The sequence below is a fragment of the Ruegeria sp. BHSC223 genome, assembly GCF_059613025.1.
The window spans coordinates 273455-286860 of sequence record NZ_JBXWRR010000001.1; the positions used below are offsets into that span (position 1 = coordinate 273455).

The 13406-nt window shown below is 64.4% G+C and carries 13 protein-coding genes; 8 read left to right on the forward strand and 5 right to left on the reverse strand.

Annotation, left to right across the window (positions count from 1 at the left end; genetic code table 11):
- Positions 1 to 40 precede the first annotated feature (40 nt).
- Positions 41 to 346 (forward strand): hypothetical protein, encoded by a 306-nt coding sequence (locus AC2FNY_RS01345; RefSeq protein WP_234136775.1) that lies wholly within the window; start codon positions 41 to 43, stop codon positions 344 to 346.
- A 97-nt stretch (positions 347 to 443) separates the two neighbouring features.
- On the forward strand, positions 444 to 878 hold the full coding sequence (locus tag AC2FNY_RS01350; protein ID WP_496801397.1) for a potassium channel family protein: 435 nt from the start codon (positions 444 to 446) through the stop codon (positions 876 to 878).
- On the opposite strand, the gene cls is transcribed toward AC2FNY_RS01350, so the two are convergent.
- The 3 genes from cls to AC2FNY_RS01365 are packed head-to-tail and all read right to left on the reverse strand — an operon-like array spanning position 875 to position 4541.
- Positions 875 to 2287 carry a cardiolipin synthase gene (gene cls, locus AC2FNY_RS01355; RefSeq protein ID WP_496801398.1) on the reverse strand — a complete coding sequence of 471 codons (1413 nt, stop codon included), beginning with the start codon at positions 2285 to 2287 and terminating at the stop codon, positions 875 to 877. The genes AC2FNY_RS01350 and cls overlap by 4 nt on opposite strands.
- Positions 2288 to 2337: 50 nt before the next feature.
- Entirely contained in the window at positions 2338 to 3468 is a 1131-nt protein-coding gene (locus AC2FNY_RS01360; protein WP_496801399.1) for an acetoin utilization protein AcuC, read from the reverse strand.
- Entirely contained in the window at positions 3465 to 4541 is a 1077-nt protein-coding gene (locus AC2FNY_RS01365; RefSeq protein WP_496801400.1) for an AI-2E family transporter, read from the reverse strand. The genes AC2FNY_RS01360 and AC2FNY_RS01365 overlap by 4 nt, the downstream gene beginning before the upstream one ends.
- A 156-nt stretch (positions 4542 to 4697) precedes the next feature.
- Between AC2FNY_RS01365 and AC2FNY_RS01370 the strand changes: the two genes are divergently transcribed.
- Both AC2FNY_RS01370 and AC2FNY_RS01375 read left to right on the forward strand, forming a co-directional pair.
- Positions 4698 to 5126 (forward strand): hypothetical protein, encoded by a 429-nt coding sequence (locus AC2FNY_RS01370; protein WP_496801401.1) that lies wholly within the window; start codon positions 4698 to 4700, stop codon positions 5124 to 5126.
- 36 nt (positions 5127 to 5162) lie between these two features.
- Positions 5163 to 6011, forward strand: coding sequence for a YihY/virulence factor BrkB family protein (locus tag AC2FNY_RS01375; protein ID WP_234136769.1), 849 nt, complete (start codon positions 5163 to 5165; stop codon positions 6009 to 6011).
- Positions 6012 to 6371: 360 nt separating this feature from the next.
- Here the strand turns inward: AC2FNY_RS01375 and AC2FNY_RS01380 are convergent, their stop codons facing one another.
- Together AC2FNY_RS01380 and AC2FNY_RS01385 are read right to left on the reverse strand one after the other, a co-directional pair.
- Positions 6372 to 7073, reverse strand: coding sequence for an RlmE family RNA methyltransferase (locus AC2FNY_RS01380; RefSeq protein ID WP_234145165.1), 702 nt, complete (start codon positions 7071 to 7073; stop codon positions 6372 to 6374).
- A 66-nt stretch (positions 7074 to 7139) separates the two neighbouring features.
- Positions 7140 to 8252 (reverse strand): Ppx/GppA phosphatase family protein, encoded by a 1113-nt coding sequence (locus AC2FNY_RS01385; RefSeq protein WP_496801402.1) that lies wholly within the window; start codon positions 8250 to 8252, stop codon positions 7140 to 7142.
- A 169-nt stretch (positions 8253 to 8421) separates the two neighbouring features.
- On the opposite strand from AC2FNY_RS01385, the gene AC2FNY_RS01390 reads away from it, so the two are divergent.
- From AC2FNY_RS01390 to AC2FNY_RS01405, 4 genes are all read left to right on the forward strand, one after another.
- A complete protein-coding gene (locus AC2FNY_RS01390; RefSeq protein ID WP_496801403.1) occupies positions 8422 to 10317 on the forward strand; it encodes a PhoX family protein in 1896 nt (631 codons plus the stop codon).
- A gap of 250 nt (positions 10318 to 10567) precedes the next feature.
- Positions 10568 to 10864: a virulence factor gene (locus AC2FNY_RS01395; protein ID WP_011047594.1), complete on the forward strand. Its 297-nt coding sequence runs from the start codon at positions 10568 to 10570 to the stop codon at positions 10862 to 10864.
- A gap of 26 nt (positions 10865 to 10890) precedes the next feature.
- On the forward strand, positions 10891 to 11820 hold the full coding sequence (locus tag AC2FNY_RS01400) for a methylenetetrahydrofolate reductase (protein ID WP_496801404.1): 930 nt from the start codon (positions 10891 to 10893) through the stop codon (positions 11818 to 11820).
- Between the two features lie 10 nt (positions 11821 to 11830).
- The gene (locus AC2FNY_RS01405) at positions 11831 to 12892 is read left to right on the forward strand and encodes a methyltetrahydrofolate cobalamin methyltransferase (RefSeq protein ID WP_234136763.1); all 1062 of its coding nucleotides are present in this window, start codon (positions 11831 to 11833) and stop codon (positions 12890 to 12892) included.
- Positions 12893 to 13406 lie beyond the last annotated feature (514 nt).

Below are 13406 nucleotides of genomic sequence, written 5' to 3' on the forward strand. Positions count from 1 at the left end.
TCGCACGCGGCCCCATGTGCAGAGGGTCAGGAGCCGTTTCATGTTCAGAACTACCCTTTTGCTTGCTGTCCTCGCCGCCGCGCCCGCCTTGGCACAGGACCGCGCCGCCCTTTGCCATGAGAGAGCGCTGAAACAGGCGGGTATCCGTCACACCGAATGGTCGCAGGGGCGCACGACGCTGCGCCTTGGAGGGTCGGTGGGCGTGGGGGTGTCGCGCTCCTCGGGGCCCGCGACGCAGGGGGCGCCGGCCTATGCCGGGTCGGCTGCGTCGGAGCGATTCGAGGAAAAGCGGCGCAAGAAGATCTACACCCGGACCTATGACGACTGCATGGCGCAGACGCGCTGAGCGTGACGCCGCGGCCTGAGGGGGCGGCGGGGTTGCACCCACTGGCCAGCACCGTCATCCTGCGCCCGGAGCGAACAGGCGCAAAGGCGGGGAACCGATGACACTCTTGCAACAGATCATGTGGGGCAGCCTGTATTTGGGTCTGTGTTTCGTGGTCGAGGTTCTGCTGCTGGTCTGGTGTACCTTGCTGCTCGTGCGGCTTGCGGCGCGGCTGCGGCATCTGTCGCAGGCGATGCGGACGGCGGCGGTGATGTCGGTCTCTCTGGTCTTTATCGTGATGGCCCATACCTTGCAGGTCTGGCTCTGGGCCGGGGTCTGGATCTGGAGCGATGTTCTGGCCGACTGGAACGAGGCGCTCTATTTCTCGCTCGTTACCTATACCACGCTGGGCTATGGCGACATCGTGCTGGGCCCGGGGCTGCGCATCTTTGCGGCCTTTGCGGCGGTGGCGGGGCTGCTGACCTTTGGCTTGTCGACCGCCTATCTGGTGGCGCTGATGACCCGTGTCTTTGAAGGGCGGTTGCCGCGCTAGAGGATCGGGGCAAACAGCCGTGCCAGCGGCGCGCCATAGCGGATGAACGCCGGCTGCGCCTCCAGGCTGCGCGTCAGCTCAGTACTGCTGGCAAAATCATGCTCCAGCATGGCCGCCACCTGCGCGGCCACGGTTGCGTCAAAGAACAGCGCCATCGCCTCGAAATTCAGGCGGAAGGACCGGTTGTCCAGGTTGGTTGTGCCCACGGCGGCGATGGTGTCATCGACCACGAACACCTTTTGATGCAGGAAGCCGTCGGTATAGCGCATCACGCGCACCCCGGCCTCGCGCACCTCGTCGAAATAGGCGAAGGCCGCCAGCCAGGGAATGGTGTGATCGGCCTCGTCCGGCACCAGCAGGCGCACATCGACCCCGCGCAAGGCGGCGTGTTTCAGTGCCGCCAGAATGTCGAGATCGGGCACGAAATAGGGCGAAGCGATCCAGAACCGGCGCTGTGCCGCGGTGATCGCGGCAAAGAACATCATGGCGCCGCTCTCGGTCCGGTCACCGGGGCCGGTGGCGACGATCAGGGCATTTGCATCCTGCTGGGCAAGTCGGGTATCCCAAAGGAGAAGATCGAGCAGGTCCTCGCCCCGCGCCCAGTGCCAGTCCTCGGCAAAGACCAACTGGAGTTGCAGGACAGAAGGACCGGTGATTTCCACATGAGTATCACGCCAACGGCCCATCGCCGGGTCCTGGCCCAGATATTCGACGCCCACATTGTGGCCGCCGATATAGCCGGTATGCCCATCCACCACGACCGTCTTGCGATGGTTGCGATAGTTGACCTGAAACCGGGTATTGGGACCGCGCTGCTTGCGCGGGTCGGCGATGTCGATCCCGGCGGCGCGCAGATCCTCGACATAGCTGTCGGACAAACGGTAGCTGCCGATCGCGTCGGTGAGGAACCGCACCTTGACGCCACGCCGGGCCGCCGCGATCAGCCGGTCGCGCAGTTCCAGCCCCAGATCGTCGTCGCGCACGATATAGAACTGGATCAGCACATAGTGGCGCGCGGCATCGATGGCGGCAAAGAGCGCGGCAAATGTGGCCTCGCCATCGACCAGCAGCCGGGCGCCATTGCCCCGGCTCACCGCCATATGGGCGATCTTTTCAAAAGGGCGGGTGTTGACCAGAACCCGGTCGGGATCGGGGGCGGTGGCATCGGCATGTGCGCGTAGCCCGGCCACCACCCGCTCACTCTCGCGCCGCGCGATGCGGTAGCCGCGAAACCGATGATGGCCAAGGAACAGGTAGAGCGGCACCGAGGCCCAGGGCAGGGTGAGCAGGAACACCACCCAGCCGACCGCACCCTGCGGCGTGCGCGCGGTGCGCGCCGCCTGCACCGCGCAGACGATCGACGCCCCGTAGAGGCAGAAGACGATCAGCGACAGAAGAGCGGTCCACATGTCAAAGCCTTAGCAGGCGCACGCGCGATGGCATAGCCCCGGATGCCGGTTCAGACCTCGGCCCGCATCCTCTGTTCCAGCCGGGACAGGTCCGCGCGCAGCTCAGACCGGATCGGGCCGGGGCGCGGCGTGTCGGCCAGCGTGGTGAACCAGGTCTCGGGGCGGGGCGCGTGGCGCTGCCGCTGCCACGTGAGGTCGCGCAGCACCGCCTCGGCCTCGGGGGGCAGGCGGTCGGGGATCTCGGCGCCGCTGAGCGTGGCCCAGACCCCGGTCCAGGCGCGCGCCACGCTCCAGGGGTTGTAGCCGCCGCCGCCCAGCACCAGCAGGCGCGGGCAGAGTGCCGCCAAAGCCCGCACCGTGTCCCGGTGCGCGCAGTTGGACAGCGCCAGCCGCGACAGCGGGTCCTCGGCCACCGCATCGGCGCCGCATTGCAACACAACCGCGTCGGGGCGGAAACCGGAGACCGCAGGCAGGATCAAGTGATCTAGGATCAGCGCGAACTCGCTGTCATTGAGATTGCGCCCCACCGGCAGGTTCAGCGCCGCGCCGCCCGCGTCCTCCTCGAGCGCGCCGGTAAAGGGCCAGCGCCGCGCCTCGTGGACCGAGATCATGCGCACCGTCTGCGACCCCTGAAAGGCCGAAGCGACCCCGTCGCAATGATGCGCGTCGATATCGACATAGGCGACGCGGGTGCAGCCCAGCCGTTGCAGCGCCAGGATCGCCAGCACCGGGTCATTGAGATAGCAGAAGCCGCCCGCGCGGTCGGCAAAGCCGTGATGCGTGCCGCCGCCGGGGTTGAACACGCGATGGCCCTGCGCCACCAGTTCGGCCCCCAAGAGCGAGCCGCCCGCTGCCGTGGCCGGGCGTCGGAACATCTCGGCAAAGACAGGGTTGGGCAGGGTGCCCAACCCGTGGCGGGCGCGGGTCTCCTCGCTCACCGCCTGTTCGGCCTCGGCGCGTTGCAGCGCGGCGATATAGTCGGCTGTGTGAAACGCGGTGAGCGCGGCGGGCCGCGCGCGCGGGCTGGTGCGGTATTGGCCGGGTGCGAACCAGTCCAGCGCCCGGCATAGATCGATTACCGTTGACACGCGCGGGATCGCCAGCGGATGCACCGCGCCATAGGTCGAGCGACGATAGATCTCGGATCCGATGAACAGGGCCTCGGGCAGGGGGGCTGTCACGCGTTTGGGCCCTGCGCCTCGGGGTGGCCGTCCTTGGACATCAGCACCGCCACCGGCCGCAGCGCGGGAACATGGCGGAACACGATCAGCATGCAGACCGTGAGTGGCACGCTGAGAAAGGCACCGATCAGCCCCCAGACCGCCGTCCAGAAGGTCAGCGCCAGGATTACCATGAAGGTGGACATGTTCAGCGACCGCCCCAACAGCGCCGGGTCGAGGAAATTGCCGATCAGGAATTGCACCGTGCCGCAAAAGAAAACGATGACCAGAAAGGGCGTGATGGTGTCGAACTGCACCAGCGAGGCAAGCGCCGGAAAGATCACCGCCACGATAGACCCGATCGAGGGAATGAAGTTCAGTGCGAAAGTCAGCACTGCCCAGGTCTCGGCAAACTCCAGCCCCAGCAGGGTGAACACGGCATAGCTGATGCCGGCGGTCAGCAGGCTGACGAATGTCTTGACGCCCAGATAGCTTTGCAGATTGTGCGAGATCGCCTCCATCACCTGACTCATGTCCCGGCCCAGTTGGGGGTCACGGGCGGCCAGCAGCAGCTTGATGCCAAGCACCCGCCGCTCGGCCAGCAGGAACGCCACATAGAGCGAGACCAGCAGGAAAGTGTTGAGCAGCGAGGTAGCGCCGCCCAGCGCGGTCCGTGTCAGGGCAGACAGATCGATGCGGATCAGGTTGTCGCGCACGAACGCGGTGACCTCTTCGCCCAAGAGTGCCGCAACCCGGGTCACCGCCTCGTCAAAGGCATTCTCGTAACTTGCGATGGCGCGGGCGAATTGCGTGGCCTGCCCCCCGATCACCGCGATCATGACGAAGAGACCCGCCAGCACCACCGTGATCCCCGCCAGCGTGGTCAGCCATTCGGGCGCGCCGGTGGCGGCATGTACCCGGTCGCTGATCGCGGTTACAAGAACATAGACCAGAAAGGCCAGCGCCAGCGGGATCAGAAACCCCGCCCCGGCATAAAGCGCCAGCACGGCCAGCGCCAACACGATGGCAATGTCGCGCAGCTGGGCCAGCTGCGGGTAGGAAGAGGGCGCGGGATCGGACGGTGTTTGTTGCATATCCGGGCTATGTTGCACCGGGCGCGCCGCGGCTGCAATCGTTGCCGTTTTGGAGACACAGAGAATATGCAAAAGAGCATTGACAACCGTTGGTTGTTTTTGGTTTTTTGCCGCCAGCAGTGAGTACGTAGTTGGTTAGTGTTGGAGTTGAACTGAATGAGACCCGCGTTCTATTTGTTGTCAGGTTCCGCGATTGCCCTAATGGTACTCTCCTCACTTCTCTTCCTCTTCACATCTGATTTCGACAAGTTCGCCAGAGCAACGATCAGAGAGCTGGGGCACAATTCCGACCCGCAACAGGTGACTGACGCTGTCCTTCGCTACTTGGAGCAAAAGCGGATTGATGATCCGATCGCATTTTTCGGCGAAAACATGGACGAAACCATTGTTCTTAAGGCGGACGATCCGAAACTGGCGGATGAACAGAGAAGATTGGTTGCCCGGGCAGACGCAAAGATGTTGACCTCGTTCAGCAGCAAGTATTTCCGAAGGCCGCTGGCCAATTACGAATTGCAGGTTCGCGTGTGGGACCTGTATTCGGGTGATCGCGAGATAACGACCCAGATCTATCTGAACGCGCCCTAGCTGGAACCCCGCTCGGCAAACCGCTAGGTTACCGTTATGATGCGTTCTGCAATTCCCTCGCTCTCCCTTCCGCTGCGCGCGGTCTGGCTGGCGCTCAGCCGGTTTCAGGCCAAAAGCGGTTTCGTCATGAGCAGCCATGTCGCGATGTCGATGATGATGGCGCTGTTTCCTTTCATCCTCTTCACCGTGGCGCTGGCGGGCAGTCTCAGCCAGAATCTCGTGACAGACGACCTGATCCAGCTGATCTTTGGCACCTGGCCCGAACAGGTTGCCACCCCCATCGTGGCCGAGCTGAACGCGGTGCTGGAGGGAGCGAATTCGCGCGTCATGACGCTGGGTGGCGTGCTGGCGGTCTATTTTGCCTCGAACGGGGTGGATGCGGTGCGCGAAGCGATGTCGCGGGCCTATCACGACGCGGAAACGCGGCCCTTCTGGAAGACCCGGCTCCTGTGCATAGGGATCGTGGTGGGCGGCGGCGCCATCGTGCTGGCGGTGGCCGCGGTCGAGGTGGTGATGCCGATCTATACGCGGCTGGTCACCGAGGCCCTGCCGGGCGAGGCGCCGGACTGGCTGTCGGTCGAACGGCTAAGCTGGATTTTCGTGGTTGCGATGCCGGCGGGCGCGGTTCTGGCCTGCCATGCGCTCTTGCCCGCGCGGCGGCATCCGCTCAGGCGGATCCTTCCGGGGGTGGTGCTGACGCTGGTGCTCTGGGCCGGTTGCGGCTGGGGTTTCTCGCTCTATATCGCCAATTTCGCCAGCTATTCAGCGACCTATGCCGGGCTGGCAGGGGCGATGGCGGCGCTGATCTTTCTGTATCTGAATGCCGCGATCCTGATCCTGGGGGCCGAGTTCAACGGCGCCTTGATAGACTTGGCGGGCGAGTAGGCTGAGAGCCGACTGCCTCGAAGCGGCCCCGATTGTGCCATCGGATCGGCAGATCCTCGTGGCAGGCTGACAGTTCATCGGCCAGAAGGCCCCTGCTGCCGGAGAAATCGGATGCCAGTTCTTTGCGACGGAGGCAGACATGCCCGCCTGTTCATGTTCTTGGATCAGCAAGGCCGGGCCGAGGCGATGGGCGCGCGGCTTTTCGCGCAATCGTTGAACGCCGGCGATGCGCTATGCCTGCTGTCGCGTGCCACGGCATCGTTTCAGTCACAACGGCTTGGGTGTCCAGATATGCTTGAGACCGGAGCCGGAAAACAAGTGTTTTCCGAGCCGTTTTCCGCGACGGAAAACGGCGCCCGCCTAGCCGCGAAAGCCGGTGGCCACCACAAACTTTTCGGAACTGTCCGACCGTGAGGCGGGCGGCTTCACGTTGGCGACCTTGGTGAATTTCTGCTTGAGCAGTTTTTGCAGGTCGCCCTCGGCCCCCCCGGCCAGTACCTTGGCCACAAAGGTTCCGCCCTCTTCGAGCACGTCAAAGGCCAGATAGGCCGCCGCCTCGCACAGCGCGATGATTCGCAGGTGATCGGTCTGCTTGTGGCCCGAAGACGAGGCCGCCATGTCCGACATCACCACATCCGCCTTGCCGCCCAGCCACTCCTTGATCCGGTCATCCGCACCGTCGTCGAGGAAATCGAGCTGATGGATCTCGGCCCCCGCGATCGGTTCGACCTCTTGCAGGTCGATGCCCAGCACCCGGCCCACGCGCTTGTCGCTGCGCTCGCCCAGCGCGTTGACACGTTTGACCGCCACCTGACACCAGCCGCCGGGGGCGCAACCCAGATCGACCACCCGCGCTCCCGGCACCAGAAAGCGGAACTTGTCGTCCAGTTCGAGGATCTTGAACGCCGCGCGCCCGCGATAGCCTTCGGCCTGCGCCCGCTTGACATAGGGGTCGTTCAACTGGCGTTGCAGCCAGCGGGTCGAGCTGAGCTTGCGCCCGCGGGCGGTCTTGACCTTGACCTTGAGGTCACGCTGTCCGCGTCCGGATGTGTTCTTTGCCATGTCGTCTGGCCTCTCTTTCGCTCAGGGCGATACGGCGATTGGCCGTCGGATTCAAGCCGCACGCGCTTAGAACGGTCCGTCCTCCAGCACCCCGTCGGCGCTCATCTGCGCGTATAGCAAGCCTTCGCGCAGGCCCCGGTCTGCCACCGACAGCCGGTCGGTGGGCCAGCATCTGAGCAGCGCCTGCAGGATCGCCGAGCCCGACATGATCAGCGCATGGCGATCCTCGCCGATGCGCGGGTCGCGACGGCGGCCCTGTGGGCCCAGCTCCAGATAGCCCCGGATTACCTTGTCGATCTGCTCGCTGGTCATGCGCAGCCCGTCGACCTTGGTCCGGTCATACCGTTTCAGCCCCAGGTGGCTGGCCGCCACCGTGGTCACGGTGCCGCTTGTGCCGACGATCTGGAACCGGTCACGGCCCAGCTGGCTGCTATAGGGAACGAAATCGGCCAACTGCTCTTCGAAGAACCAGCTCATCAGCGCAAAGCGCGCGGAATCGTCTTCGACATCGTTGAACTGGTCGCGCAGGGTCGCGACCCCCAGCGGCACGCTGATCCAGTCCACCACCTTGGCGGCGGGAAAGGGGCTCTCGGGCGGGTGGAACCCCGCGTGCAGCCGCATGATGGCCGAGGGTCGGTCACGGCGCGGAACCGAAGTCAGGTCGATCCAGACCAGCTCGGTCGAGCCACCGCCGATATCCACCACCAACAGCTGCTCCGAGCGGGTCGAGACCAGCGGCGCGCAGGAGATCACCGCCAGCCGGGCCTCTTCCTCGGGCTGGATGATCTCCAGTGTCAGGCCGGTCTCGCGCTTCACATCGCGGATGAACTCGCGCGCGTTCTTGGCCCGGCGGCAGGCCTCGGTCGCGACCAGCCGCATCCGGTGCACCTTGTTGCGCTTGATCTTCTGCTGACAGATGCGCAGCGCCTGGATGGTGCGCGCCATCGACGAGCGCGACAGCCGACCTGTCCGTTCCAGCCCGGCACCGAGCTGGACCGATTTCGAGAAGCTGTCGACCACATGGAACCCGCTGCCCTTGGGCTGGGCGATCAGCATGCGGCAACTGTTTGTACCAAGATCGAGCGCCGCATAGAGGGCGTCCGGATCCGGCCGGTTCGGCGCGGGGCTTTCGACCGCTTTCGGGAACGCGCCCGCACCTTTGGGACGCTTGGGCGCCATGTTTCACGCCCTCCGATTTCGTGTTAGGTTGAACCTAGGATCCGATCCGGCGCGGCGCAAGAGATTTCCCTGCGATCAGGGGCAGAACCGTCACACAGGTTTAACACTCCCATGCGACAGCATCCGCGATCGCCGGCCCTCGTGCCGGTCCGGATTCTGCTGGCAAGCCATGGAGCACGCTGTGAAAAACGACGCTACCCTGACATTCGACGAATTTGACGAGGCGGTGAACCCGCGCCCAGAGGACTGCGGTTTCGACCATGTGGTCGAAGAGGCGCTGTCGCGCCGCGGCTTCCTGGGCGGGGTGCTGGCGATGGGCGGGTTCGCGGCCCTTGGCGGTGCGGTTCTGCCGCGCGGGGCCGAAGCCGCGACCAACCGCTTTGCCTTCGAGGCGGTGGCGGCCTCTACCGCTGACGAGATCGTCGTGCCCAAGGGGTTCAAGGCCGAGATTCTGGTGCGCTGGGCCGACCCGCTGTGGTCCGATGGGGTGGCCTTCGATCAGGCGACGCGCGGCACCGCCGCCAGCCAGGCGCGCGCCTTTGGCGACAATACCGACGGGATGGAGGTGTTCCATCACCAGGGCCGCACGCTGCTGGTGGTGAACAACGAATACACCAACCGCGAGATCATCTGGGGCAACCGCGCCGACGGCAAGGCCGAGACCGATGACGACGTGGAAAAGGGCCTGCTGGCCCATGGCGTCACCGTGGTCGAACTGGCCCATGACGGCAGCCATTGGCAGGTGGTCACCGACAGCCCCTATAACCGCCGCATCACGCCGCGTACCGAGATGGCGCTGACCGGCCCCGCCGCAGGCCACGACCTGATGAAGACCGACACCGATCCGACCGGTACGGTGACCTTCGGCACCTGGAACAACTGTGGTTCGGGCAAGACCCCATGGGGCACCTATCTGGCCTGCGAAGAGAATTTCAACGGTTACTTCTCCGCCGCTGACGAGGCGCATGAGGTCTCGGCGGAATTGGCGCGGTACGGCGTTTCGGCCAAGGACTGGGGCTATGGCTGGGCGCGGGTGGATGAGCGCTTTGACGTCGCAAAGAACCCCAACGAGCCCAACCGCGCAGGCTACGTCGTCGAGATCGACCCGCGTGACCCGAATTCGACCCCCAAGAAGCGCACCGCGCTGGGCCGGTTCAAGCACGAGAATGCCGAATGTGTCGTCAATCGCGACGGGCGACTGGTGATCTATATGGGCGACGACGAGCGGGGCGAATTCCTGTACCGCTATGTCTCGGACGGGGTCTATGCCGCCGGTGTCGATACCGACGCGCTGATGGAAAACGGCACGCTTTACGCGGCCAGGTTCGACGCCTCGGGCAAGGGCATGTGGCTGGCGCTGACGCCCGAAGCCACCGGTATGAGCCAGGCCGAGATCTGTATCCATACCCGGATCGCGGCCTCGAAACTGGGCGCCACCACCATGGACCGCCCCGAATGGGTCACGGCCAATCCGAACGCGGACGAGGTCTATTGCGCGCTGACCAACAACAAGAACCGCGGCGTCAAACCGAACAAGGGTGGCGACGACACCCCGGCCGAGGGGCCCAATCCGCGCGAAAATAACAACTATGGCCAGATCGTGCGCTGGCGCCCCGAAGGCGGCGACCACACCGCCGAAGGGTTCGATTGGGATCTCTTCGTGCTGGCGGGCAACCCGACGGTGCATTCCGACGCTTACGCCGGGTCGGAAAACGTCAACGAGGGCAACATGTTCAACTCGCCCGACGGGCTGGCATTCGACAGCAACGGGCTGCTCTGGATCCAGACCGACGGCAAATACTCGAACGAGGGCGACTTTGCCGGTCAGGGCAACAACCAGATGCTGGCGGGCGATCCGGTGACCGGTGAGATCCGCCGCTTTCTGGTCGGCCCGCGCGAGGCCGAGATCACCGGCCTGTGCTGGTCGGGCGACCGCCGCACCATGTTCGTGGGCGTACAGCATCCGGGCGAGGATGGCGACAGCCACTGGCCCGATGGAGGTGACAGCGTGCCGCGCTCGGCAATCATCGCCGTCACGCGCGAGGATGGCGGCCTGGTTGGCTGACACGCCTCACTTTGCAAACCAGAGCCCCGGGCGCCGCAAGGCCCCGGGGTTTTTCGTGACATGATCATGGCTCATCATCTTGCTGAAGAATTCGGGCGGGCGCGGGCGCGCAATTCGCGTTAAGCCGTGTTGCGCGGAAGGTCCGAAAACGACAAAGGTCGCTGCACATCGCGCACGTGTCGAAATCGGACCGACCCCGCCCCATATTGACCGCTAGAACCGGCTCACCGGATCAGGAGGAATCGACTGCATGCCCGAGGTTACCATCGTCTACTGGCGGGACATCCCGGCTCAGGTCATCGTCGGCAAGGGCCGCCGCGGCGCGAAGCGTCAGCTGGAGGAACGGTTCGAGCAGGCCATCGACCGCGCCGCGATGAAAGTGGGCGCGCAGGACACCGATGCCTATCTGGCCGAGTGGCGCAAGGCCGAACCTTACGAGGTCGCCGGTGACCCGGCGGATATCGTCGAGGCCGAGGCCCAGCGTCTGGAACGGGAATACGATCGCGACCGGATCAAGGCGCTGATCGCAAACGACGGTTGGGCATGAGCCCGCAGAGCATATGGGAGGCCGTGATGGCTTTGCTGAACTTCAAGAAACGCGAGACGGTCGAAAACGGCCCCGTGAACCCCACCGTCGAGGCCTTTCTCAAGGATTACTCGATCGAGGTGATGCCGCGCACCGCGGAAAAGGTCGAGGATTTCCGCGCCCTGCTGCCCGAGGGCACCCGCGTCTATATCGCCCATATCGAGGGCACACCGATCGAGGACATGGTGGCTACCGCCAAGCGGCTGGCTGCCGAGGGCTATCCGGTGATGCCGCATTTCCCGGCGCGTATCATCAAGGATGCCAAGACGCTGGAAAACTGGATCGCCATGTACCAGGGCGAGGCCGGGGTCGAGCAGGCGCTGCTGCTGGCCGGGGGCGTGGCAGAGCCGCATGGCGACTTCCACTGCTCGATGCAACTGATGGAAACCGGCCTTTTTGACAAGGCAGGGTTCAAGCGTCTGCACGTTGCGGGCCACCCCGAGGGCAATAAGGATATCGACCCTAAGGGCGGCGATGCCAATGTGATGGACGCGCTGCGCTGGAAGCAGAAGTTCAGCGAGACCACCGATGCCCAGATGGCACTGGCCACCCAGTTCTGTTTCGAGGCCAAGCCGATCATCGCCTGGGCCAACGGGCTCAAGGATGCCGGCATCGACCTGCCGATCCATATCGGCATCGCCGGTCCGGCCAAGCTGCAGACCCTGATCAAATTCGCCATCGCCTGCGGCGTCGGCCCCTCGCTGAAAGTGCTGCAAAAGCGCGCGATGGACGTGTCCAAGCTGCTGCTGCCCTATGAACCCAATGATGTCGTGACCGAACTGGCCGCCCACAAGGCCGCCAACCCCGATTTCAACATCACCAATGTCCACTTCTTCCCGCTGGGCGGCATCAAGACCAATGCCACCTGGGCGATCAATAATGGCGGTGCCAGCACCCGCCCCGTAAACCCGACCTGAAAGGCCAGACATGACCCGCACCATTGTTGAAAGCAAAACAAAAACCGCGATCATCGGCTTTGACCAGCCGTTCTGCGTGATCGGCGAGCGGATCAACCCCACGGGCCGCAAGAAACTGGCCGCCGAGCTGGAAGCGGGCGATTTCTCGACCGTGGAAAAGGACGCCATCGCCCAGGTTGCGGCCGGGGCCACCGTTCTCGATATCAACGCGGGTGTTGTCTATAACTCCAACCCCAACCCCAACGAGACCGAACCGCCGCTGATGCGCAAGATCGTCGAACTGGTGCAGGGGCTGGTCGATGTGCCGCTCTGCATCGACAGCTCGGTGCCCGGCGCGCTCGAGGCCGGTCTGGCGGCGGCCGAGGGCCGTCCGCTGCTGAACTCGGTCACGGGTGAAGAGGAGCGGCTGGAGCAGATCCTGCCGCTGGTCAAGAAATACAACGTGCCGGTGGTTGCGATCTCGAACGACGATACCGGCATCTCCGAAGACCCGGACGTGCGCTTTGCCGTCGCCAAGAAGATCGTGCAGCGTGCCGCCGATTTCGGCATCCCGGCCCATGACATCGTGGTCGACCCGCTGGTCATGCCGATCGGCGCCATGGCAACCGCTGGCCAGCAGGTCTTTGCCCTGGTGCGTCGCCTGCGCGAGGAACTGGGCGTGAACACCACCTGCGGTGCCTCCAACATCTCGTTCGGCCTGCCCAACCGGCATGGCATCAACAACGCCTTCCTGCCGATGGCAATGGGTGCGGGCATGACCAGCGCGATCATGAACCCGGTGGCGCTGCCGGTGACGCAAAAGGCCATTGCTGAAAAGCGTGAGGCCGTGGCCGCTGCCGGCATCATCCTGCCCGAGGGCATGGATGACGAGACCTTTGTGACCATGTTCGGTCTGGGCTCGACCCTGCCGCGCGCGGGCAAGGAAATGGAGGCCATTCGCGCCGCCAACCTGCTGACCAATAACGACCCTCACGGCGCCGAATGGATCCGCTCCAACAAAGCGCCCGCGGCCGAGGGGGACGAAGGCCGGGGCCGGGGTGGCCGCGCCGGTGGCCGTCGCCGCCGCGCCTGAGTCTACGAGTAAATGAAGTTAAAGGGCCGGGCCATGTGCCCGGCCTTTTGGTGTCTGGGTTAGGCTCAGGACCCATTCATCCTGCATCACTGGTTTGACAGATTTGCTGTCTGACGACGTCCAATGCCGCAGGAATAGTGGTACTCTTTCAAGGCATTGAAAGGACGTCAGGCGGCAAATCTGTCAAATCCGAAGGACGCCAAATCCACTTCATCTCAGCGTCTTGGCGCGCTTGGGAATAGCCGGAGGGGATGGGTCTGGCGTCCAACCTTCTCCACGTCCTAATGCATTGTTTTAATTGATATGGGTGATGGTTTAGATGGTCATTTGGTTCAATCGCGACGAGCAGCGAAATGCGCCCGCAACATCGCGATCGAGTAGACCAACAGGCGAGCAAGGGCCCAGTCGCACCCCGAGCCCGAGTTTGACGACGACGATCCGCCGTCCCGGGCGCCTTTGGCCTTCCCTGAGAAGGGTGCCAAAATGTAGGCGAGCCTCATCACGTTGACATAGT

Excerpts from the sequence above, each read along its gene's own strand:
- AC2FNY_RS01405 (WP_234136763.1), top strand. The coding sequence starts at position 11,831 with ATGACCCGCACCATTGTTGAAAGCAAAACAAAAACCGCGATCATCGGC.
- AC2FNY_RS01390 (WP_496801403.1), top strand. The coding sequence starts at position 8,422 with ATGGAGCACGCTGTGAAAAACGACGCTACCCTGACATTCGACGAATTT.
- cls (WP_496801398.1), bottom strand. The coding sequence starts at position 2,287 with ATGTGGACCGCTCTTCTGTCGCTGATCGTCTTCTGCCTCTACGGGGCG.
- AC2FNY_RS01375 (WP_234136769.1), top strand. The coding sequence starts at position 5,163 with ATGATGCGTTCTGCAATTCCCTCGCTCTCCCTTCCGCTGCGCGCGGTC.
- AC2FNY_RS01365 (WP_496801400.1), bottom strand. The coding sequence starts at position 4,541 with ATGCAACAAACACCGTCCGATCCCGCGCCCTCTTCCTACCCGCAGCTG.
- AC2FNY_RS01400 (WP_496801404.1), top strand. The coding sequence starts at position 10,891 with ATGGCTTTGCTGAACTTCAAGAAACGCGAGACGGTCGAAAACGGCCCC.
- AC2FNY_RS01370 (WP_496801401.1), top strand. The coding sequence starts at position 4,698 with ATGAGACCCGCGTTCTATTTGTTGTCAGGTTCCGCGATTGCCCTAATG.
- AC2FNY_RS01350 (WP_496801397.1), top strand. The coding sequence starts at position 444 with ATGACACTCTTGCAACAGATCATGTGGGGCAGCCTGTATTTGGGTCTG.
- AC2FNY_RS01345 (WP_234136775.1), top strand. The coding sequence starts at position 41 with ATGTTCAGAACTACCCTTTTGCTTGCTGTCCTCGCCGCCGCGCCCGCC.
- AC2FNY_RS01395 (WP_011047594.1), top strand. The coding sequence starts at position 10,568 with ATGCCCGAGGTTACCATCGTCTACTGGCGGGACATCCCGGCTCAGGTC.
- AC2FNY_RS01380 (WP_234145165.1), bottom strand. The coding sequence starts at position 7,073 with ATGGCAAAGAACACATCCGGACGCGGACAGCGTGACCTCAAGGTCAAG.
- AC2FNY_RS01385 (WP_496801402.1), bottom strand. The coding sequence starts at position 8,252 with ATGGCGCCCAAGCGTCCCAAAGGTGCGGGCGCGTTCCCGAAAGCGGTC.